Genomic DNA, 21,279 nt, shown 5'->3' with positions numbered 1-21,279 from the left:
TGGTAGACCACTCACAGCGACAGAGAGGTCGACCGTGGGCACACACGACGAGGACGACGTTGCCCGTCGGCGGTTCGACGTGGCGGACACCGCTCCCCTGCTCCTGGACAGGCGGGGAGTGGTGACGAGCTGGACCAGGGACGCCGAGCGCCTGCTGGGCTACCCGGCCGCCGAGGCGGTCGGCAAGGACATGGCCGGGCTGCTCGCGCACGGGGACGCCGGGCGGGTCCCCGACGTCCTGGAGCGGTGCCGCCTGGAGGGCGGGTGGGCCGGGCTGCTGTCCGCCCTGCGCAAGGACGGCCGGCCGGTGCCGGTCATGGCCCGGATCACCTCGGCGCACGAGCCCGGCGGCCGGGCGCGCTGGCTGGTGCTGCTGAACGAGATGGCCGACGCGCACGGCTGGAGCATGAGCCGCTCGGTCCTGGAGCAGATGGTCGGCGGCGCCCCCATCGGCATCGCGATCGTGGACACCGACCTGCGCTACGTGTGGTCCAACGCGGCTCTCGCCCGGTTCGGCGGCGGCCCGCCCGAGCAGCGGCTGGGGCTGCGGATGGCCGACGTCCAGCCCGGCCTCGACTCCGAGGCCGTCGAGGCGCAGATGCGGCGGGTGCTGGAGAGCGGGGAGCCGGTCGTCGGCTACGAGCATCTGGGCCACGTCCGGTCCGCGCCGCACCGGGAGACCGCGCACATGCTGTCGTTCACCCGGCTGAACGACGACCACGGCCGTCCGGTGGGCGTCTACTACACGGTCGTCGACATCACCGACCGCCATCGCGCCCGGCAGCGGCTCGCACTGCTCGACAGCGCCGGCCGGCGCATCGGCAGCAGCCTGGACATCGCCCGCACCGCCCAGGAGCTCGCCGACGTGGCGGTGCCGAGCTTCGCGGACGTCGTCACCGTCGATCTGCTGGAGCAGGTGCTGGCGGGCGCCGAGCCCGCGGTGGGCCCGACGGCGGGCGAGGCACCCGACCGCGTGCGCCTGCGCAGGGTGGGCCGGCGGACGGCCGGCGACCCCGCGGACGGCGCGGACGACGGGGACGACGGGAGTGACGGGAGGGACGGGAGGGACGGGAGGGACGGGAGGGAGGGCAGCGGCGGGGACGAGGGCGGACCTCCCTGGGTCGTCCACCGCGGGGACTCGCCCCCGGTGCGGTCCCTGGTCACGGGTCGGCCCTGGCGGGCCGACCGGCTGGAGCGGGCCGCCGAGGAGTGGCTGCCCGGTCCGCCCGCCGGGCCGGGGCAGCCCAGCGCCCTGATCGTGCCGGTCCGGGCCCGCGGCACGACCCTCGGCGTCACCACCTTCGTGCGGGACCAGCCGCGCGAGCCCTTCGACGAGGACGATCTGGCCCTCGCCGAGGACCTCGTCTCGCGGGCGGCCGTCTGCGTCGACAACGCCCGCCGCTACTCCCGGGAGCGCGACGCGGCCCTGGTGCTCCAGCGCAATCTGCTTCCCCGACGGCTGCCCGAGCAGGAGGCGGTCGAGGTGGCCGCCTGCTACCGGCCGGCCGACGAGCTGACCGGCCTCGGCGGCGACTGGTACGACCTGATCCCGCTGTCCGGGGCCCGGGTCGCCCTCGTCGTCGGCGAGGTGCCCGGCCACGGCATCGACGCGGCGGCGGCGATGGGCAGGGTGCGCACCGCCGTACGCACCCTCGCCGCACTGGACCTGCGGCCCGACGAGATCCTCGCCCACCTCGACGACCAGGTGGCCCGCATGGACCACGAGCAGGACGGGACGGCAGGGGCCCGGCCGGGAGCCGAGGGCAGCCAGGCGGTGGGGTCGGCGTGCGTGTACGTCGTGTACGACCCCGTCGACGGGCGGTGCGTGATGGCCGCGGCGGGACATCCCGCCCCGGCCGTCGTCGGGCCCGACGGCGCCGTCACGTTCGTCGAGCTGCCCCAGGGGCCGCCGCTCGGCGCGGGCGGGCCGCCGTTCGAGTCGACCGAGCTGATCCTGCCGGAGGGCAGCACCCTGGCCCTGCACACGGACGGGTTGCTGGCCCGCGGCGAGCGGTGGGCGCTGGACACCGACCGGGAACGGCTGCGGCAGGCGCTGGAGCAGTCCGCGGGCGCCCTCGACCTGCGCTGCCGGGCGGTGATCGACGCCCTCGTGCCGGCCCGTCCCTACGACGACGTCGCCCTGCTCATGGCCCGCACCCGCCGGCTGAGCGCGGACCGGGTCGCGGACTGGGAGCTGCCCGCCGACCCGGCGGCGGTCGCCGAGGCCCGCAGGACGGCGAGCCGCCGGCTGGCGGAGTGGGGGCTCGAGGAGCTGTCGTTCACCATGGAGCTGGTCGTCAGCGAGCTGGTCACCAACGCGATCCGGTACGCCACCGGACCGATCCGGCTGCGGCTGATCCGCGAGCGCACCCTGGTCTGCGAGGTCTTCGACGGCGGCGCCACCGCCCCCCATCTGCGCCACCCGCGAGCCACCGACGAGGGCGGCCGCGGCCTGCTGCTGGTCTCCCAGGTGAGCCGGCGGTGGGGCACCCGCTTCCTTCCGGAGGGCAAGGTCATCTGGGCGGAGCAGTCGCTCACGGACCCCGGCGGCTGACCCCGGGACCGCGCCCGCGGACCCCGAAGCCCTTGCCGACGCGGTCCTGTGGGAACTCCTGCCGGCCGGAGGCGCGACCGACGACACGGCCCTGGTCGTCGTCCGGCCGTGACGGCGGGAGTCCGGCCCGGTCCGGATCGGCCCGGTTCCGGCCGTCGCCGCCTGCCCCTACACTGACACCCCACGCCATGCCGGTTGACCTGCTGGAACACGGCGGCGAGCCGATCCGCCGGACACGAGGAGCGACTCCCTTTGTTCTACTACCTGCTGAAATACGTGGTGTTGGGGCCGCTGCTGAGACTGCTCTTCCGGCCCCGAATAGAGGGCCTGGAGCATGTGCCGGACTCGGGAGCCGCCATCATCGCGGGCAACCACCTGTCGTTCTCGGACCATTTCCTGATGCCCGCGATCCTCAAGCGCCGCATCACCTTCCTCGCCAAGGCCGAGTACTTCACGGGTCCCGGCCTCAAGGGACGGCTGACCGCCGCCTTCTTCCGCAGCGCCGGCCAGATCCCGGTCGACCGCTCCGGCAAGGAGGCCGGCCAGGCGGCGATCCGCGAGGGCCTGGGGGTGCTCGGCAAGGACGAGCTGCTCGGCATCTACCCCGAGGGCACCCGCTCGCACGACGGCCGGCTCTACAAGGGCAAGGTCGGCGTCGCGGTGATGGCGCTGAAGTCCCGCGCGCCCGTCGTCCCCTGCGCGATGATCGGCACCTTCGAGGCGCAGCCGCCCGGCAAGAAGATCCCGACCCTGCACCCCGTGGTGATCCGCTTCGGCGAGCCGCTGGAGTTCTCCCGCTACCTCGGGATGGAGAACGAGAAGGCGGTGCTGCGGGCGATCACCGACGAGATCATGTACGCGATCCTGACGCTGTCGCAGCAGGAGTACGTGGACCAGTACGCGGCCGTCGCCAAGGCGGAGGAGGCCGAGGCGAGGACGCGCAAGTCGGAGAAGCCGGAGAAGGGCCGCACGTTCCGGCGCTCCGCGCGGGACTGACGACGGGTCACCGGCCGTCACGGGAACGCCAGAGGGGCGGCCGGATCGATCCGGCCGCCCCTCACTGCCTGCCGGCGGTGCTTACGGCTTGGGCGTGGCGTGCGGTGCGCAGGTCACGTCCGCGCGGTCCAGCTTCCCGGTGAGGAGGTAGGCGTCCACCCGGGGGTTGATGCAGGAGTTGACCAGCCCGGTCACGCCGTGGGAGCCGGCGTCCTTCTCGGTGATCAGGCGCGAGCCCTTGAAACGCTGGTGCAGGCTGACGGCGCCGTCGTACGGGGTGGCGGCGTCATCGGTGGACTGCACGATCATCACCGGCGGCAGCCCCTTGTGGGTGGTGACGTTCACCGGGGACTGCTGCTTGACCGGCCAGTAGGCGCACGGCAGGTTCATCCACGCGTTGGCCCAGGTCATGAACGGGTAGTCCTTGTTGAGCCGCGTGTTGTCGCTGTTCCACTTCCGCCAGCTGGTGGGCCACTTGGCGTCGGTGCACTCCACGGCCGTGTAGACGGCGTTGCTGTTCTCCGAGGCGATGTTGCCGGCCGTGTCGGTCAGGTCCGGTGCGGCCGCGTCGACGAGCGCCTGGGTGTCCCCCGCGAAGTACTTGCTGAAGACGGTGGCGACCGGGACCCACGAGGAGTCGTAGTACGGGGCGCTCTGGAAGAAGGAGATCAGCTCCGCCGGACCGACGACGCCGCCGATGGGGTTCTTCTTCGCGGCGGCGCGCAGTTCGAGCCACTTGGTCTGGACGGCGGCGCGGGTGGCGCCGAGGTGGAAGGTGGCGTCGTTCTGGGCGACCCAGTCCTCCCAGTCCTTCCAGCGGCCCTCGAAGGCGACGTCCTGGTCGAGGTTGGCCTCGTACCAGATCTTCTCGCGGGACGGGTTGACGACGCTGTCGACGACCATCCGGCGCACGTGCCCCGGGAAGAGGGTGCCGTAGACGGCGCCGATGTAGGTGCCGTAGGAGACGCCCAGGTAGTTGAGCTTCTTCTCGCCGAGGGCGGCCCGGATGACGTCCAGGTCGCGCACGGTGTTCGGCGTGGTCATGTGCGGCAGCATCTCGCCGCTGCGCTCGTAGCAGCCGTCGGCGTACTCGCGAGCCAGCTTGATCTGGGCGAGCTTGTCGGCCTCGCTGCCCGGCACCGGGTCGGCCTTGGGCGCCTTGACGAACTCCTGCGGGTCGATGCAGGAGATGGGGGCGGAGTGGCCGACGCCGCGCGGGTCGAAGCCCACGAAGTCGTAGGCCTTGGCCACGTTGGTCCACACGGGCGCCTTGGTGGTGACGCGGCGCGGGAAGCGCAGACCGGAGCCGCCGGGCCCGCCGGGGTTGTACACGAGCGCGCCCTGGCGCTCCTTCGCGGTGCCCGTGTTGCCGATGCGGTCCACGGCGAGCTTGATCTTCTTGCCGTTCGGCTTGGCGTAGTCGAGCGGAACGGTGACCCAGCCGCACTGGATCGGCTTCTCCAGGCCCCAGTCGGCCGGGCACGCCTGCCAGTCGATGCCGGCCTTGGCGGCCCGCTCGGCGGCGATCGCGGCGCCCCGGGCCTCGCGGTCCTGGCCCGGACGGCCGCTGGCCGCGCCGGCCGTGGGCGCCGCGACGGCACCGGCGACGAGAGTCGCGGTGACGAGCACGCCCGCCGAGCTCAGCGCTGCGATGCGCTTGTTCGGTCGTATGTCCTTCAAGTGCAAACTCCCCTGTTTATGGCGGCACAGGGATCCTTGCGGCTGTGAGGCGCCTGAGAAAAGGTGTCGTTGACCTTCTTTGCCAATCCGATAACCGGGAAGAGAAGTACCGCTCACCGGATGTCCAGTTCGGCAAGCGCCCGGTCCAGCACGCGCCGCAGGCGCAGACCGTCGGGCGCGACGGCGGTGACCAGGGCGGCGGGCCCGGCCAGCGGCATGACACAGGCGTGTTCGGCGAGGATCCTGGCCTCCACCGGACGCTCCGCGAACTCCGGTCGCACGAGCAGCAGTTGTCCGACCGCCCGGTGTCCCGCGAGCACGGCCGGGCCGTCCCAGCCGCCGGGCGCGCCCGGTCCGCAGGCCAGTTCCTGGTCCAGGACGACCCGGCCGGCGACCCGCACGACCAACCGGCTGCCGAGCCGGCCGGGCTCCTCCCCCGCCCGTCCGAGCACCTGTTCCTCGCGCAGCACCAGCCGCGCCCCGGCGTCGAGGCCGACCCTGGTGACGACGGACAGATCGCTGCCCTTCGCCGAGATCAACGGCTCGGGCAGCCAGTGCAGTTCGCCCTCGCCGGCGACGGTGAGGTGCACCTCGTAGCGGGCGTCCCCCTTCGCCTGGCCGGGGAGCGCGATGGTGGCTGCGGCCGAGCCCACCCGCAGCCGGGCGCCGCCGCCCACGTCCGCCTCGACGGCGAACCGGTCTCCGCCCAGGGGGCCGCTCATCGCCCCCACGATCATGACGCGCGCCTCGGCGCCGGCCCCCCGGGTGCGCCGCAGGGCGAGCGGTCCGTCGCTCTGGAGGACCGGCAGGGAGGTTCCCCCGCGCCCGTCGGCGCGCGCCTCGATCCGGGCGGTGGCGTGCACACCGCCCATGTCACGCCGTCCAGGCGGCGAGCCGTGCCCGCACCCAGGCGGCGACGTCCGCTACCCCGCTCTCGCTCCTCAACGACTGGAAGACGACGGGCAGTTCGCCCCGCTGAGCCTTCGCGTCGGCCGCCATCCGGGCGAGGTCGGAGCCCACGTACGGCGCGAGGTCGGTCTTGTTGACGACCAGCAGGTCCGCGGTGGTGACGCCGGGGCCCCCCTTGCGCGGGATGTCGTCCCCGCCGGCGACGTCGATGACGAAGACCTGGGCGTCCACGAGCCCCTTGGAGAACGTGGCGGTCAGGTTGTCCCCGCCGGACTCGACGAGGATCAGGTCCAGCGGCCCCACCTCGTCCTCCAGATCCTCCACGGCCTCGAGGTTGGCGGAGATGTCGTCGCGGATGGCGGTGTGCGGGCAGGCGCCCGTCTCGACGGCCGTGATCCGCTCGGGCGGCAGCACGGCTTCGCGGAGCAGGAACTCGGCGTCCTCGCGGGTGTAGATGTCGTTGGTGACGACGGCGAGGGACAGTTCGTCGCGCAGGGCCCGGCACAGTGCGGCGACGGTGGCCGTCTTGCCGGAGCCGACGGGACCGCCGAGCCCGATGCGCAGGGCGCGGCGCGAGCCGTCGGGCCGACGGGCGTCGGCGCCGACGGCGGCGGGACCGTGGGAAGAGGTGTCGAGATGCACAACGGCTCCTGTTCGGCCGGACCGGTTGGACTCAGCCCGTCGGGGGTCTCCTTCCGGGAGACCGGGAGGGAGGGAAGGGAGGGGCGGCGGGGGCGAGGGCGGGGGCGGGGATGGGGACGAGGGCGGGGACGCTCAGGAGGCGAACAGGCGCACCGGCCAGGCGGCATGCACCTCCGCCCCGATCTCCAGCAGCGGCGCGGACGCCGCGGGCAGCACGTCGACGCCCTCCGTCGGCGCCGCCGTCCCGGACGCCACGGCCCGGTCGACCACTCGGTCCAGCTCGGGCGCCAGCCGGGCCAGCGCCGCTGTCGCCTCGAACGGGTCGAGGCTGAGCAACCGCACCACGGCGGTGGCCGGTCCGCTCACGCTCTCGTAGGCCGCGCAGCAGGCCGCGTCCGTCGGCCCCAGACCGGCCGCCCGCGCCGCCAGTCCCAGCACCACCGGCTGATGGGCGCCCTTGGGGAACTGCCGTGCCACGGCGTCCAGTTCCTCGCTCGGCCAGGTGGCGCGGGCGGCCCGCATCAGCTGCCGGCCCAGTTTGCGGGCGGTGGCCCGCAGCGCGGGGGACGGCGTCCGGGCGTCCGCCGCCGCGTCGAGCCCGGCCGGGTCGGCCCCGGCGGCGGCCGCCGCGGCCAGCGCCGCGGCCACCAGTCCCGCCGTGTGCAACCGCCCCCGGCAGAAGGCCTCCAGGCTCGCCGCGCCGGTGATCCGGCCCGCCTTCACCGCCGCCTCCGCCCCGCCGGAGTGCGCGTGCCCTCCGGCGGGGAAGCGGCCGTCCGCCAGGACGAGAAGTGCTGCCCTTGTCACGTCGATGTCCTCGGCATCCGGAGTCAGAACAGGAAGTAGCGCTGGGCCATGGGCAGTTCGGCCGCCGGCGTCGCCTCGACGAGCTCGCCGTCGATGTGCACGGCGAAACTGTCCGGGTCGACCTGGACGCGCGGCCGGGCGTCGTTCTCGCGCATGTCCGCCTTGGTCACCCCGCGCGTGGAGTCGATGGCGACGAACCTCTTGCCGAGCTGCAGACGTTCCGGCAGCCCGTCCTCGATCGCCAACGGCGCCACGAAGTTGAACGAGTTCGACGCCGGAGCCCGGCCGATCGCGCCGTACATCGGGCGCGGCAGGATCGGCTGCGGGGTCGGGATGGAGGCGTTGGCGTCGCCCATCTGCGCGTACGCGATCTGCCCGCCCTTGATCACGAGGTGCGGCTTCACGCCGAAGAACGCCGGCTCCCACAGCACCAGGTCGGCGAGCTTGCCGCTCTCCACCGAGCCGATCTCGCGGGCCAGGCCCTGGGCGAGCGCCGGGTTGATCGTGTACTTGGCGATGTAGCGGCGTACCCGCTGGTTGTCCGCCCGGCCGTCGCCCGGCAGGGAGCCCCGGCGCCGCTTCATCACGTGCGCCGTCTGCCAGGTCCGCAGGATCACCTCCCCGACCCGCCCCATGGCCTGCGCGTCGGAGGAGATGATCGAGATGGCCCCGAGGTCGTGCAGGACGTCCTCGGCCCCGATCGTCGACGGCCGGATCCGGGACTCGGCGAACGCCAGGTCCTCCGGGACCGCCGCGTTGAGGTGGTGGCACACCATCAGCATGTCGAGGTGTTCCTCGGCGGTGTTCACCGTGTAGGGGCGGGTCGGGTTCGTCGAGCTGGGCAGCACATGGGACTCGGAGACGACGGTCATGATGTCGGGCGCGTGCCCGCCCCCCGCGCCCTCGGTGTGGTAGGCGTGGATACCCCGTCCGGCGATCGCGGCGAGCGTGTCGCCGACGAACCCCGCCTCGTTGAGGGTGTCCGTGTGAATGGCGACCTGGATGCCGGTCCGGTCGGCGACGGTCAGCGAGGCGTCGATGACGGCCGGGGTCGACCCCCAGTCCTCGTGCAGCTTCAGGCCCAGCGCCCCGCCCCGGATCTGCGACAGCATCGCGTCCTGCGAGACGGTGTTGCCCTTGCCGAGGAAGCCGATGTTCAGCGGGTACTGCTCCATCGCCTCCAGCATCCGGGCGAGGTGCCAGGGGCCGGGCGTCACGGTGGTCGCCTTCGAGCCCTCGGCGGGACCGGTGCCCCCGCCGACCAGGGTGGTGACGCCCGAGGCCAGAGCCTCGTCGGCGATCTGGGGACAGATGAAGTGGACGTGCGCGTCGACCGCGCCGGCCGTCAGGATCCGCCCGTTGCCGGCGATGATCTCGGTCTCGGGGCCGATCACCAGGTCCGGGTGGACGCCGTCCATGGTGTCGGGGTTGCCGGCCTTGCCGATGCCGGTGATCCGACCGTCGCGGATGCCGACGTCGGCCTTCACCACGCCCCAGTGGTCGACGACCACGGCGCCGGTGACGACCGTGTCGGGCGTGCCGTCGGCCCGGGTGGCCCGCGACTGGCCCATCGACTCGCGGACGACCTTGCCGCCGCCGAACACCGCCTCCTCGCCGGCGAGCCCGGGGCCGCCGCAGCGATCCTCCTCGATCTCGATCAGCAGGTCGGTGTCGGCGAGCCGGATGCGGTCGCCGGTCGTGGGGCCGAACAGGTCGGCGTACGCGGGACGCGAGATCTCAGGCATCGAGGGCACCTCCGGTCTCGCCGCGCAGCCCGGGCACGACACGGGCCCCGGCGAGGGGGACGAGTTCGACGTCGACGGGGATGCCGGGCTCGAAGCGGACCGCGGTGCCCGCGGCGACGTTCAGCCGCTTGCCGCGGGCGGCCGCGCGGTCGAACCGCAGGCCGGGGTTGGCCTCGGCGAAGTGGTAGTGGGAGCCGACCTGGACCGGCCGGTCGGCGGCGTTGAGCACGGTGAGCCGGGTGACCTCGCGGCCCTCGTTGTAGACGATCGCGTCCTCGGCGAAGAGGATCTCTCCGGGAATCACGGCGGCCTCCCCCGTCAGACGATCGGGTCGTGGACGGTGACGAGCTTGGTGCCGTCGGGGAACGTGGCCTCGACCTGGACGTCGTGGATCATCTCGGGGATGCCCTCCATGACGTCGTCGCGGGTCAGCAGCTTGCGACCGGAGGACATGAGCTCGGCGACGGTGCGGCCGTCCCGCGCGCCCTCCAGGATGTGCGACGTGATCAGGGCCACCGCCTCGGGGTGGTTGAGCCGCAGACCGCGGGCGCGGCGCTTCTCGGCGACGTCGGCCGCCACGTGGATCAGCAGCCTCTCCTGCTCGTGCGGGGTCAGTTGCACGTCCCACCTCACATCCTCGCTCCGGGCCGTGCGGGGCCCGGTTGTCGCGGCCAACGGGGAAAGCCCCTGGTGGCATGGATCGGCAGGCTAGTTGGACCGCATTTCGAGCAAGTTAACCCAGCTGTGATCGTTCGGCGGCCCGCCGCCGACGCCGACACGCTCCCCGGCCCGCGCCGGGGTCCGCCCGCCGCCACCCCGCTCACCCCGCTCCTCGACCCCGCCACCGAGCCCGGCCCGAGACTCCCCGCCGGGGCCCGCCTCCGCTACGAGACCGGCCCGCCGCCGCCGTCGAGACCGTGCCCCGTATACGGCGCGCCCGCAGGAGCGGCGGGCGCCGCCTCGGCCGCCCTCGCCGGCGGCGGCGGCGAGCCGGCGCGCGGCCGGTGGCCGCCATGCTCAGCCGGGCGGCGCGGTCACGAGGGGTTCGGGCCCCGGTACTCCGCCGCGACGCCGAACCGGTGCTGTTCGCGGGGAGCGGAGGCGACCTCGCGCACGGCGGCGACCGAGCTGATCACCGGCTGCTCCGCGGGCCGGTCGAGTTCGTCGAGTCGCTCCAGGTCGGCGGCGGAGACGAGGGCGACGAGGGGTTTGCCGTGCCGGGTCACGACGACGCGCTCACCGCCGTACACGACGCGGTTGATCAGGTCGGCGAGTTCAGCCCTGGCTTGCGTCACCGGAATCTCGTAGGCCATGGCACCATTCTAACGTCACGTACGTCCTGTACATTTTTTACAGATGCGCCAGCCGCGCCAGACGCACAAGGAGGGGCACCATGCACCGACCGCGACCGTCCGCCCGTCACGTCCTCCCCGAGTTCACCGAACGCACCAGCTCCGGGCGCCGGACGATGGATCCGTACGCGAAGCTGCTGGAGGAGCGGATCGTCTTCCTGGGCGCGCCGGTGGACGACATCTCGGCGCACGACGTGACGGCCCAGTTCATGTACCTGGAGCACAAGGACCCGGACCGGGACATCGCGCTGTACATCAATTCCCCCGGCGGCTCGTTCAGCGCGATGACGGCGCTCTACGACACGATCCGGTTCGTCACCTGCGACGTGTCGACGACCTGCCTGGGACGGGCGGACTCGTCCGCCGCGGTCCTGCTGGCGGCGGGCGCGCCGGGCAAGCGGTTCGCACTGCCGGGCGCACGGATGACGACCCGCCAGCCGGCGCTGCCCGAGCCCGTCGAGGGCCGGGCGAGCGACCTCGCGATCCAGGCCGACGAGCTGGCGCGCACCCGGGCCGCCTTGGAGGACATGCTGGTCCGGCACACCGGTCGGACGCCGGAGCAGGTCACCGCGGACATCGAGCGGGATCTGTTCCTGTCCGCCCAGGACGCCGTCGCGTACGGCCTGGTGGACGGGATCATCCCCAGCCGCAAGGCCTCGGCCGGCTCCCCGGGCCGGGGGTGAGCCGCCGATGGTGCCCGAGCTGCCGCCGCTGCCCGCCCTGACGCGCGCCGAGGCCGAGTTGATCGACGGCTACCTGGACGTGGTCGACCTGCTCGGCCGCATCAACCCCGCCCACCACGGGGACACCTACCGGGGCCTGCGCGCCGCGCAGGCGCTGGTGGCCAAGGCGACGGCCCTGCGAGACGCGCTGACGCTGATGCACCAACGGGGTGAAAACGAGCTGCACGCGCCGACGCTCGCGCGGGCGCTGCGCGTTCTGGACGGAGAGCGCCGCACGGCGCGCGTCACACTGCCCCCGCTCTCCGACAGTTGACCCGACCCGACAGGATCCGACCCGATCCGATCCGATCCACCTCCGGTCCGGACGATGCGCGGCTGGGACGCGACGACCGGACCGGAGTCGAAACGACCCAGAAGGCGTACCCCCGTTCGGCAGAACGTCTACTGTTCCCACAGACACCCACAAGTTGCGCAAAAGAGTGTCCATCGAGCGAATCGGCCGGCGTCACCGCTGGTGAGAGCCCCTGCGGCACCCCCGCATCTGATCATCCATCAGAGTGTTCACCCGAACAGGTGAGTGGTGAGTAACCCCACAAATCCCCGGTTCCGTTGGGATTTTCGGACATCGGTGAGCCAAGATCCCTGACTGACGACAAGCCCCCGCCACAGAGGCGGGGCGGTCCGGGCGGACGCCGAGTCCTGCCGCCGCCCGGATGACCGGTCGACAGAAGTGCATCGGCAGGAGTGGAGGACCCAAGCACGACGGGTCGCCGGCACGATCGGCTCCGCGAGGAGTCGCCGGGTCGAGCAGCCCTTGGGGTGAAGCCGCAACCGCGGCCGGGCAACTTCGCCAGCCCGAATCCGACAGGTCATCCTTCACAGGCGGCTGACGAAGGGTTGCGCATGACTGCGCTCAATCGTGTCCCGTCGCTCATGGTCCGGGCCGGTACGGCCTCGGCCTTCGCCATCGCCGCCGTGGGCGGCTCGGTCGTGGTCCCGGGGCTCGCCTCGGACGCCGCGGCCGCCACACCGGCGACGAAGGCACTGCAGATCGCGGCCTCCAAGAAGGGAGCCCCGTACCGGTACGGGGCCACCGGACCGAAGAGGTTCGACTGCTCGGGGCTCACGCTGTACTCGTACAAGAAGGCCGGCAAGAGCCTGCCGAGGACGGCGGCCCAGCAGTACAACAAGACCAAGCACGTCTCGGCGTCCAGCCGCAAGGCGGGCGACCTGGTCTTCTTCCACTCGGGATCGAGCGTCTACCACGTGGGGATCTACGCGGGCAAGGGCAAGATCTGGCACTCGCCGAAGACCGGCGACGTGGTGAAGCTGCAGAAGATCTGGACCAAGAGCGTCTGGTACGGCCGGGTGCGCTGAGCCATCGGCCCCCTGAGCCTCCCGGGGCGGCGCACGGCGTCCTGACGCGCCGTCATCGCCCCGGGGTCTCGCCGTCCGCCGGAGCCGTCAGCGCTCCGGCCACCGGCTCCACCGCCGGTACGGCCCACGGCAGCTCGACGGTGACCGTCTTGCCGCCCTCCCGGGTGGGCCGCACCCGGAGCCTGCCGCCGCGCTCCGCGGTCAGCCAGCGAATGATCACCATGCCTCGGCCGTTGTCCTGCTGGACGGCGGCCGGCAGCCGTCTGGGGAAGCGCGGGTGACTGTCGGTGACACCGACGCGCAGGTGTTCGTCACGGTCGAGGACGAGGTCCACCGTGAAGGCGGGTGACTGCCCGAAGGTGTGCTGTACGGCGTTGGTGGCGAGTTCCGAGACGATCAGCCGGACGGTTTCGGCCGCCTCCGTCTCCGCCGGCAGGCCCCATTCGCCGAGGGTGTCGACGACGAATCCGCGGGCCGTGGAGACCGAGGCGGGCTCGCTCGGCAGAGTGATGGATGCTTCCAGGTGATCCGCCATGGCGAGGTCGTCCCTTTCCCACGGGACCGGGGTCCGACACGGTGCGTGTGGTTCGAGTACGGTCCCGGACTGGTGCTTCTTCGCCAGACTGCCATTACCGCGTCGGTCACGGGTGGCGATCCACCGAGTTCTGCATATATCTGTCGCTCGATGCGGTGAACTCTGCCCTGGCGGAGCGTAGGTGGCCGACACGTCAGGAGTGGAGGAGCCCGTGCAGCACGGACCCGTGGTGCGCCGCCGGAAACTGGGCGCGGAACTGCGCGGTTTACGCGCTCGGGCGGGTCTCACCAGTGGTGAGGTGGCCCGGCGCGTGGGCTGGCACCAGTCCAAGGTGAGCCGCATCGAGACCGGCACCAGTGGATCGAAACCGGCCGATGTGCGGTTACTGCTCGACGCCTACGGGGTGACCGATGAGCGGCTGCGGGAGCTGATGCTGGCACTGGCGGGCGCCGACGGCGGCGGCCGGGACCACTGGTGGCACGCCTATCGCGGGGTGCTGCCGCCCGCGTACCGGGACTTCATCAGCCTCGAGGCGCAGGCGAGCGCGATGCGCACGTTGGAGACGAGCGTGGTGCCGGGCCTGTTGCAGACGCCCGAGTACGCGCGTGCGGTGACCAGCGCGGCCGTGGGGGGAGTCGAGGACGAGCAGCTCGACACGCTGGTCGAGGTGCGGCTGGCCCGGCAGGACGTGCTGCGCGCACAGCCGCCTCTGGAGCTGAACGCGGTGCTGGACGAGGCCGTGCTGCGGCGGGAGGTCGGCGGGCCGGAGGTGATGACGCGCCAGCTCGGCCGGCTGGTGGAGGCCGCCCGGCTGCCCCAGGTGCGACTGCAGGTTCTGCCCTTCGCGGCCGGGGCGCATATCGGGGTAACCGGCCCTTTCGTTATCTTCTCATTTGCGCGCACTTCTGATCTGGACGTGGTTGTTATCGACCACTTGACGAGTAGCCTCTATCTCGAACGGAAAGAAGACCTCCGGGCCTATACCGAGGCCTTCAACGCCCTCCGGGCGCACGCCCTTTCCCCCGGGGACTCATCGGAATACATCGCCGCGATAGCCGACGGCGCGTAAGGAGGCACCATGTCCGCAGTATCGCGGAACGTACCTTCCAGTACCGATTCCGCCCGTCTCCCACAGGTGCGGTGGCTGCGCAGCAGCTACAGCACGGGAGCGAACAACTGCGTCGAGACCGCCCGCCCGGCCTCCGGCCCCTGGGCCGGCCTGCTCGCCGTGCGCGACTCCAAGAACCCCTCCGGTCCCGCCCTGCTCTTCTCCGCCGAGAGCTGGACGGGCTTCACGGCCGCGTTGCGCTGAGCGCGGCGACGCAGCCGTCCCCTTCCCGTCAGCAGCCGTCCACGGCCGTGTCACGCCGACTCATGGGCGTGTCCCGCCGATCACCCGAACAGCGCGTTCCAGCTCCGTCCCCGTGAGGTCGGCCCGGGCGGTCAGTCTGAGCCGTGAGATGCCGTCGGGCACGGAGGGAGGACGGAAGCACCCCACGGCCAGACCTGCCGACCGGCAGTCCGCCGCCCATCGCACGGCCTCCTCCGGGGACGGCGCCCGCACGGAGACGACCGCGGCGTCGGGGCGTACCGCCTCCAGACCCGCGGCCGTCAGACGGGCGTACAGCTCGCCGGCCACCGCGCGCGCGGCCGCCGCGCGCTCCGGCTCGCGCCGCAGCAGGCGCAGGGCGGCCAGCGCCGCGCCGGCCGCGGCCGGCGCCAGGCCGGTGTCGAAGATGAACGTGCGCGCCGCGTTCACCAGGTGGTCGATCACGCGCGCGGAACCCAGCACCGCGCCGCCCTGGCTGCCGAGGGACTTGGACAGCGTGACCGTGACGACCACGTCGTCCGCGCCCGCCAGGCCCGCCGCGTACGGCGCGCCCTGCCCGCCCTCCCCGAGCACGCCGAGCCCGTGGGCGTCGTCCACCACCAGGCCCGCGCCGTGCTCCCGGCAGGCGGCCGCGAGGGGGGCCAGCGGCGCGGCGTCGCCGTCGACCGAGAAGACCGTGTCGGAGACGGCCACAGCCGGTCCGCCGTGGGTGCCCAGCGCCTTGCGGACGGCGTCCGGGTCGGCGTGCGCGACGACCTGGACGGCGCCCCGGGCCAGCCGGCACCCGTCGATGAGCGAGGCGTGGTTGCCCGCGTCGGAGACGATCAGCGAGCCGTGCGGGGCCAGCGCGGTCACCGCGGCGAGGTTGGCCGCGTACCCGGAGGAGAAGACGAGGGCCGCCTCGAACCCGCAGTGCTCGGCGAGTTCCCGCTCCAGCTCGGCGTGCAGCTCGGTGGTGCCGGTGACGAGCCGGGAGCCGGTCGCGCCGCCGCCCCAGGTCCGGGCGGCCGCCGCGGCCCCCTCCACCACCTCGGGATGACGGGCCAGACCCAGGTAGTCGTTGCTCGCGAGATCCAGCAGCGGCGAATCGGCCGGACGGGGCCGCAGCGTCCGCACGAGTCCGGCCCGGCGGCGCAGTTCCGCCTGTTCGTCGATCCAGCCGAACGCCATGGGTCCTCCGGGGCTTTTGTAGGTAGCGGACAGACACTAGCGGCAGCGATCGCTGCCTTCGGTGTGGCGATACCCACACGTCGAAGCGGGTGTGTTGTGCGATCCCTACCTTGGCCCGGAGCGGGTCCGTAGGACAGGATCGGCTCTCATGGACCTGCTGAACACGCTGGTGGACAAGGGGCTTCGGCGCGAGCTGCCGACCCGCGAGGAAGCTCTGGCCGTCCTGGCCACCTCCGACGACGACATGCTGGACGTGGTGGCCGCGGCCGGGAAGGTGCGCCGGCACTGGTTCGGGCGCCGGGTGAAGCTCAACTACCTGGTGAACCTGAAGTCGGGGCTGTGCCCCGAGGACTGCTCCTACTGCTCCCAGCGGCTCGGCTCCACGGCCGGGATCCTGAAGTACACGTGGCTCAAGCCCGACGAGGCCTCCCGGGCCGCGGCGGCCGGCCTCGCGGGTGGCGCCAAGCGCGTCTGCCTGGTGGCGTCCGGACGCGGCCCCACGGACCGGGACGTCGACCGGGTGGCCGGCACCATCAAGGCCATCAAGGAGCAGAACGAGGGCGTCGAGGTGTGCGCCTGTCTGGGCCTGCTCTCCGACGGACAGGCCGAGCGGCTGCGCGAGGCGGGCGCCGACGCCTACAACCACAACCTCAACACGTCCGAGTCGACGTACGGGGACATCACGACCACCCACACCTACGCCGACCGGGTGGACACGGTCGCCAAGGCGCACGCGGCGGGCCTGTCGGCCTGCTCGGGCCTGATCGCCGGCATGGGCGAGTCCGACGAGGACCTGGTGGACGTCGTCTACTCGCTGCGCGAGCTGGACCCGGACTCGGTCCCGGTCAACTTCCTCATCCCGGTCGAGGGCACCCCGCTGGCCAAGGAGTGGAACCTGACCCCGCAGCGCTGCCTGCGGATCCTGGCCATGGTCCGGTTCGTGTGCCCGGACGTCGAGGTGCGCGTCGCGGGCGGCCGCGAGGTGCATCTGCGCACCCTGCAGCCGCTCGCCCTGCACCTGGCCAACTCGATCTTCCTCGGCGACTACCTCACCACCGAGGGCCAGGCCGGCAAGGCCGACCTCGAGATGATCGCGGACGCCGGGTTCGAGGTGGAGGGCGCGGAGCAGGTCACGCTCCCCGAGCACCGGGCGGCGACGGCGGGCGCGGGCTGCGGATCCCACCAGGGCGCCGGCTGCGGCTCGCCGGAGTCCGCCGGGTGCGGCTCGCACGAGGGCTCGGGCTGCGACGCGCACGAGGGCGGCGGCGTCTGTGGATCGGCCCCGGCGGCCGGGCCCGCTCCCGCGCAGGCGGTCGCCGCGTCGGCGGCCGCGGGCGAGGTACGCACCGATCTGGTCGCCGTGCGCCGCCGTGGCGCCGGTACCGATCTCGCGCCCAATGCCTGAGCCGGCGCCGCTCGGCGTGCCCGAGCTGCTGGACCTCGACCGCCGACACGTGTGGCATCCGTACGGTCCGATGCCCGGTCGGGTGGATCCGATCGTCGTGGAGTCGGCGAGCGGGGTCCGGCTGCGGACGGCGGACGGTTCCGGCGAGCTGGTCGACGGCATGGCGTCCTGGTGGTCGGCGATCCACGGCTACAACCACCCGGTGCTCAACGAGGCCGTGCGCGAGCAGCTGGGGCGGATGAGCCATGTGATGTTCGGCGGGCTCACCCATGAGCCCGCCGTGCGGCTGGCGAAGCTCCTCGTCGACATGTCGCCCGACGGGCTCGAGCACGTCTTCCTCGCCGACTCCGGATCGGTGTCGGTCGAAGTCGCGGTGAAGATGTGCCTGCAGTACTGGCGTTCGCTGGGCCGTCCGGGCAAGCAGCGGCTGCTGACCTGGCGCGGCGGCTATCACGGCGACACCTGGCAGCCGATGTCCGTGTGCGATCCCGACGGCGGGATGCACGACCTGTGGACCGGCGTCCTCCCCCGCCAGGTGTTCGTCGACGCGCCGCCGGCCGAGTTCGACGAGGCCTACGCCCAGACGCTGCGCACGGCGATCGAGCGGCACGCCGACGAACTCGCGGCGGTGATCGTGGAGCCGGTCGTGCAGGGCGCGGGCGGGATGCGGTTCCACTCCCCGGGATATCTGCGGGTCCTGCGCGAGGCGTGCGACGCGTACGGCGTGCTGCTGGTGTTCGACGAGATCGCGACCGGCTTCGGCCGCACGGGCGCGCTGTTCGCCGCGGAGCACGCCTCCGTCACGCCGGACGTGATGTGCGTCGGCAAGGCGCTGACCGGGGGCTATCTGACCATGGCGGCGGCCCTGTGCACGTCCGGGGTGGCCGAGGGGATCTCCCGGGGCGAGGTGCCGGTGCTGGCGCACGGGCCGACGTTCATGGGCAACCCGCTCGCCGCGGCCGTCGCCTGCGCCTCGATCGAGCTGTTGCTCGGCCAGGACTGGCTCGCGGAGGTCAAGCGGATCGAGACCGGACTGCGCGACGGGCTGGCCCCGGCGCGGGAGCTGCCGGGGGTGCGGGACGTACGCGTCCTCGGCGCCATCGGCGTCGTCCAGCTCGACCACGCCGTGGACATGAAGGCCGCCACGGACGCCGCCGTGCGCGAGGGCGTCTGGCTGCGGCCGTTCCGCGACCTGGTCTACACGATGCCCCCCTACGTCACCGGTGACGTGGACGTGGCACGGATCGCGCGCGCGGTGTGCGCCGCGGCGCGGGAGGGATGAGCATGCCGATCCTGGTGATCACGGGGACGGGCACGGAGGTCGGCAAGACCGTCACGACCGCCGCGGTGGCCGCCTCCGCGCTGGTCGCGGGCCGGTCCGTGGCCGTGCTGAAGGCCGCCCAGACGGGCGTACGGCCGGACGAGCGCGGGGACGCCGACGAGGTCGCACGGCTCGCCGGACCGCTCACCACGGCCGAACTCGCGCGCTACCCCGAGCCGTTGGCTCCGGGGACCGCGGCGCGGCGGGCGGGCCTGCCGCCGGTGCGGCCGCAGGACGTGGCGGAGGCGGCGCAGAAGCTGGCCGCCGAGCACGACCTGGTGCTGGTCGAGGGGGCGGGCGGCCTGCTCGTGCGGTTCGACGAGGCGGGCGGCACGCTGGCCGACGCGGCGCAGTCGCTGCGGGCGCCGGTGCTGGTCGTGGCCTCGGCCGGACTGGGCACGCTGAACACGACCGAACTGACGGCCCGTGAACTGCGGTCCCGGGGGCTGGAGTTGCTGGGCGTGGTCATCGGCAGCTGGCCCGACTCCCCCGACCTGGCGTCCCGTTGCAACGTCACGGATCTGCCCGAGGTGGCCGGGGCCCCGCTGCTGGGGGCGCTGCCCGCCGGGTCCGGCGCGCTGTCCCCGGCCGACTTCCGCGTCGCGGCCAGGACCTGGCTCGCGCCGCGGCTGGACGGGACGTGGGAGGCGGAGGCGTTCCGCGAGCGGACGGGCTCGGGCGGCTAGGATCCGCGCCGCGGGCGGCATCGGCGGGGGGCGTCGGCGGGCGGGAGCGGCGGGCGGCGTCGGCGGGGGGCGTCGGCGGGCGGGAGCGGGCCGTCACGGCTGCTCCCCGTCCGCCAGCAGGCGCACCAGGTCGATGCGGGAGCGGATGCCCAGCCGGGTGAACACGCCTCGCAGGTGATGGTCGATGGTGCGCGGGCTCAGGGCCAGGCGGGCGGCGATCTCGCGGTTGGTGGCGCCGTCGGCGGCCATCCTGGCGATGAGCAGTTGCTGCGCGGTCAGGTGGGTCGTCGGGCGTTCGCCTCCGCGCGTCGACGCGCCCGGGGCGCCGAGCGCGCGCAGTTCGGCGCGGGCCCCCTGCGCGCAGTGCGGGGCGCCGAAGGACTCGAAGGCCTGCAGGGCGCTGTGCAGCCGGTCGCGGGCCTCCGCGCGGCGGCGCAGTCTGCGCAGAGCGCTGCCGAACAGCAGTTCCGTGCGGGCCCGTTCGAAGGCGCGGTCGCCGTCCGCGTGGAGGTCGAGGGCGGCGCCGTAGTGCTGGAGGGCCTCGGCGCCCGGGGTCAGCAGGGCCCGGCACCGGGCGCTGAGGGCGAGGTCGTCGGGGCTGCCCACGGCACGGGCCCAGCGGTCGTAGTCGGCGTGCGCGGTGTGGGCGACGCGGGTGTAGCCGGTGCGCACGGCCGCCTCCACGTAGTGCGGGGTGGCGAGGTGGCGGACGGCCCGGTGGCCGTGGCCGGGGCCGGAAGCGGCGAGGGCGCGCAGTTTCGTCGCGGCGGCGTCGTAGCGGCCGTTGCCGAGGTCGAGGAAGGCGAGCGCCCACTGCGCCAGGGCGGCGGGCAGGCCCAGCCCGTGGGCGAGGGCGTACGAGCGGGCGGTCGCGGCCCGTTCCCGGCACAGCTCGCCGTCGCCGGTGAGGGCGGCGAACATCGCGAGGGCCGCCTGCAGATGACACGCGCCGTTGTCCTGTCCGGTGGCGTACGCCTGCCGCAGGGCGTCCAGGGCGGCGGCCTCGGCGGCGTGCGGGCGGCCGGTCCAGAAGTCGGCGTAGGCGCGGAACTCCATGGCCTGGGACACGAGGACGGTGACGCCCCGGGCGCGGGCGGCGGCGGCCGCCCGGACGGCGGCGGTGGCGGCCCGCGTGTGGTCCCCGAGCATCAGGGCGGCGATGCCCGAGTGGATCAGCAGGGTGGGGTCGCCGCCCGGCCCGCACCGTCCGGCGGTCGCCTCCAGCAGGTCGCGGGCGTCCTCGTACCTCCCGTCGACGGCTGCGGCGAGCCCGCCGAGCACACCGGGCGGATCGATCCCCGCCTCCCGTGCCGCCAGCACCGCTTCATGGCATCGTCGCAGATCACCGGTGTAGACGGCGGCTTCGGCGGCTCGCGCGAGAAGGTGGCCGGCGGCCTCGGTCGAGGCGGAGGCCGCCACTGCGGCGGAAGCACCGACGCGGGCCTGCGTCCCGGCGTCCGCAGCGGTCCCGCCCGGGACCCGCGACGCGCTTCCGGGGCCTGCGGGCTCGCCGCTGCCGACTCCGGCGCCACGACCGACGCGAGGCCCGAACCCGTCCGCCGCCGGGCCGGCGCACTCGGACGGCGCGCCGGCCCCGTCGCCGGCCGAGGACACGACCTCGCTCGTGGGCCGGGGCCCAGCGGCGGGGGCGAGGGTGGCCCGGGCGGTGCGGGGGGTCGCCGCTCGGGCGGGCGTGGTGCGGGGGGTCGCCGCTCGGGCGGCGCCGGCCAGGAGCGCGTCGAACGCCTCCCCCGCGTGGCCCGTGCGCAGGGCGAGGACGCCGGTGACGGCGTCGGCGTCCGTGCGGGCGGCCAGGGCGCGGGACCGGTCGCCCTCCCCGGCGAGCCAGGCGTCGGCCGCCGCGTGGCCGAGCAGCCGGGACCGTTCGCGCGGGTCGGTGGACAGCGCGGCGGCGCGTTCGGCGAGGGCGCAGGCGAACGCCGGGTCGCCCGCCGCCCGGGCCCGGGCGGCGGCGGCCGTCAGCTCCGCGGCGAGCCGGCCGCGCGGGCCGCGCGCGCCCGCGCCCCGGGGCCCGGCCCGCCCCGGGCTCTCCCCCCGCCCCTGCCGGACGCGGGCGAGCAGCCGGT

The 21,279-nt window shown here is 73.7% G+C and carries 21 protein-coding genes and 1 riboswitch; of the genes, 10 read left to right on the top strand and 11 right to left on the bottom strand.

Annotation, left to right across the window (positions count from 1 at the left end; all coding sequences use genetic code 11):
• The first annotated feature begins 34 nt into the window (after positions 1-34).
• Both ACFVYK_RS24850 and ACFVYK_RS24845 read left to right on the top strand, forming a co-directional pair.
• Complete coding sequence (locus ACFVYK_RS24850; protein ID WP_389777785.1) at positions 35-2,554, top strand: SpoIIE family protein phosphatase; 2,520 nt, start codon at positions 35-37, stop codon at positions 2,552-2,554.
• Between the two features lie 252 nt (positions 2,555-2,806).
• Complete coding sequence (locus tag ACFVYK_RS24845; protein WP_389777783.1) at positions 2,807-3,550, top strand: lysophospholipid acyltransferase family protein; 744 nt, start codon at positions 2,807-2,809, stop codon at positions 3,548-3,550.
• An 81-nt stretch (positions 3,551-3,631) separates the two neighbouring features.
• Here ACFVYK_RS24845 and ACFVYK_RS24840 read toward each other — a convergent pair whose 3' ends face one another.
• The 8 genes from ACFVYK_RS24840 to ACFVYK_RS24805 all read right to left on the bottom strand — a co-directional run bounded on the left by ACFVYK_RS24840 (position 3,632) and on the right by ACFVYK_RS24805 (position 10,646).
• Positions 3,632-5,230, bottom strand: a complete 1,599-nt coding sequence (locus tag ACFVYK_RS24840) for an alpha/beta hydrolase (protein WP_389777782.1) — start codon at positions 5,228-5,230, stop codon at positions 3,632-3,634.
• A gap of 113 nt (positions 5,231-5,343) precedes the next feature.
• The gene (locus tag ACFVYK_RS24835) at positions 5,344-6,102 is read right to left on the bottom strand and encodes an urease accessory protein UreD (protein WP_389777780.1); all 759 of its coding nucleotides are present in this window, start codon (positions 6,100-6,102) and stop codon (positions 5,344-5,346) included.
• 1 nt (position 6,103) lies between these two features.
• A complete protein-coding gene (ureG, locus tag ACFVYK_RS24830; RefSeq protein ID WP_389777779.1) occupies positions 6,104-6,781 on the bottom strand; it encodes an urease accessory protein UreG in 678 nt (225 codons plus the stop codon).
• Between the two features lie 132 nt (positions 6,782-6,913).
• On the bottom strand, positions 6,914-7,588 hold the full coding sequence (locus ACFVYK_RS24825; protein ID WP_389777777.1) for an urease accessory protein UreF: 675 nt from the start codon (positions 7,586-7,588) through the stop codon (positions 6,914-6,916).
• A gap of 23 nt (positions 7,589-7,611) precedes the next feature.
• Positions 7,612-9,333 (bottom strand): urease subunit alpha, encoded by a 1,722-nt coding sequence (locus ACFVYK_RS24820; RefSeq protein WP_389777776.1) that lies wholly within the window; start codon positions 9,331-9,333, stop codon positions 7,612-7,614.
• On the bottom strand, positions 9,326-9,637 hold the full coding sequence (locus ACFVYK_RS24815; protein WP_389777774.1) for an urease subunit beta: 312 nt from the start codon (positions 9,635-9,637) through the stop codon (positions 9,326-9,328). Before ACFVYK_RS24815 ends, ACFVYK_RS24820 begins: the two co-directional genes overlap by 8 nt.
• A 14-nt stretch (positions 9,638-9,651) precedes the next feature.
• Positions 9,652-9,954, bottom strand: a complete 303-nt coding sequence (locus ACFVYK_RS24810; RefSeq protein ID WP_028808600.1) for an urease subunit gamma — start codon at positions 9,952-9,954, stop codon at positions 9,652-9,654.
• Positions 9,955-10,367: 413 nt separating this feature from the next.
• On the bottom strand, positions 10,368-10,646 hold the full coding sequence (locus tag ACFVYK_RS24805; RefSeq protein ID WP_389777772.1) for a type II toxin-antitoxin system Phd/YefM family antitoxin: 279 nt from the start codon (positions 10,644-10,646) through the stop codon (positions 10,368-10,370).
• A gap of 80 nt (positions 10,647-10,726) precedes the next feature.
• Here ACFVYK_RS24805 and ACFVYK_RS24800 point away from each other — a divergent pair, with 80 nt between their 5' ends.
• The 3 genes from ACFVYK_RS24800 to ACFVYK_RS24790 all read left to right on the top strand — a co-directional run bounded on the left by ACFVYK_RS24800 (position 10,727) and on the right by ACFVYK_RS24790 (position 12,745).
• The gene (locus ACFVYK_RS24800) at positions 10,727-11,368 is read left to right on the top strand and encodes an ATP-dependent Clp protease proteolytic subunit (protein WP_389777771.1); all 642 of its coding nucleotides are present in this window, start codon (positions 10,727-10,729) and stop codon (positions 11,366-11,368) included.
• A 7-nt stretch (positions 11,369-11,375) separates the two neighbouring features.
• Positions 11,376-11,681 (top strand): hypothetical protein, encoded by a 306-nt coding sequence (locus ACFVYK_RS24795; protein WP_389777769.1) that lies wholly within the window; start codon positions 11,376-11,378, stop codon positions 11,679-11,681.
• A 408-nt stretch (positions 11,682-12,089) separates the two neighbouring features.
• Positions 12,090-12,268, top strand: a riboswitch (cyclic di-AMP (ydaO/yuaA leader).
• A 3-nt stretch (positions 12,269-12,271) separates the two neighbouring features.
• Positions 12,272-12,745 carry a C40 family peptidase gene (locus tag ACFVYK_RS24790; RefSeq protein WP_389777768.1) on the top strand — a complete coding sequence of 158 codons (474 nt, stop codon included), beginning with the start codon at positions 12,272-12,274 and terminating at the stop codon, positions 12,743-12,745.
• Positions 12,746-12,797: 52 nt separating this feature from the next.
• Here ACFVYK_RS24790 and ACFVYK_RS24785 read toward each other — a convergent pair whose 3' ends face one another.
• Entirely contained in the window at positions 12,798-13,280 is a 483-nt protein-coding gene (locus tag ACFVYK_RS24785; RefSeq protein WP_389777767.1) for an ATP-binding protein, read from the bottom strand.
• Positions 13,281-13,491: 211 nt separating this feature from the next.
• Between ACFVYK_RS24785 and ACFVYK_RS24780 the strand changes: the two genes are divergently transcribed.
• A complete protein-coding gene (locus ACFVYK_RS24780; RefSeq protein ID WP_389777765.1) occupies positions 13,492-14,349 on the top strand; it encodes a helix-turn-helix domain-containing protein in 858 nt (285 codons plus the stop codon).
• A 9-nt stretch (positions 14,350-14,358) separates the two neighbouring features.
• On the top strand, positions 14,359-14,592 hold the full coding sequence (locus ACFVYK_RS24775; protein WP_389777764.1) for a DUF397 domain-containing protein: 234 nt from the start codon (positions 14,359-14,361) through the stop codon (positions 14,590-14,592).
• A gap of 60 nt (positions 14,593-14,652) precedes the next feature.
• Here ACFVYK_RS24775 and ACFVYK_RS24770 read toward each other — a convergent pair whose 3' ends face one another.
• Positions 14,653-15,780: an 8-amino-7-oxononanoate synthase gene (locus ACFVYK_RS24770; protein ID WP_389777763.1), complete on the bottom strand. Its 1,128-nt coding sequence runs from the start codon at positions 15,778-15,780 to the stop codon at positions 14,653-14,655.
• Between the two features lie 148 nt (positions 15,781-15,928).
• On the opposite strand from ACFVYK_RS24770, the gene bioB reads away from it, so the two are divergent.
• Genes bioB through bioD form a run of 3 tightly spaced genes read left to right on the top strand, consistent with a single transcriptional unit; the run spans position 15,929 to position 19,192 of the window.
• Positions 15,929-17,185 carry a biotin synthase BioB gene (gene bioB, locus ACFVYK_RS24765; protein WP_389777762.1) on the top strand — a complete coding sequence of 419 codons (1,257 nt, stop codon included), beginning with the start codon at positions 15,929-15,931 and terminating at the stop codon, positions 17,183-17,185.
• Positions 17,178-18,467 carry an adenosylmethionine--8-amino-7-oxononanoate transaminase gene (locus ACFVYK_RS24760; protein WP_389777760.1) on the top strand — a complete coding sequence of 430 codons (1,290 nt, stop codon included), beginning with the start codon at positions 17,178-17,180 and terminating at the stop codon, positions 18,465-18,467. Before bioB ends, ACFVYK_RS24760 begins: the two co-directional genes overlap by 8 nt.
• Before the next feature lie 2 nt (positions 18,468-18,469).
• Positions 18,470-19,192, top strand: coding sequence for a dethiobiotin synthase (gene bioD / locus ACFVYK_RS24755; protein WP_389777845.1), 723 nt, complete (start codon positions 18,470-18,472; stop codon positions 19,190-19,192).
• Positions 19,193-19,285: 93 nt separating this feature from the next.
• Here the strand turns inward: bioD and ACFVYK_RS24750 are convergent.
• On the bottom strand, positions 19,286-21,279 hold a 1,994-nt coding region (locus ACFVYK_RS24750), incomplete at its 5' end, for a LuxR C-terminal-related transcriptional regulator (protein WP_389777759.1).

Origin of the sequence: Streptomyces sp. NPDC058291, assembly GCF_042880855.1 — a bacterium.
Classification (GTDB): Bacteria; Actinomycetota; Actinomycetes; order Streptomycetales; family Streptomycetaceae; genus Streptomyces.
The sequence above is the reverse complement of the archived record's forward strand: the minus strand, read 5'-3'. Positions and strand labels throughout refer to the sequence as shown.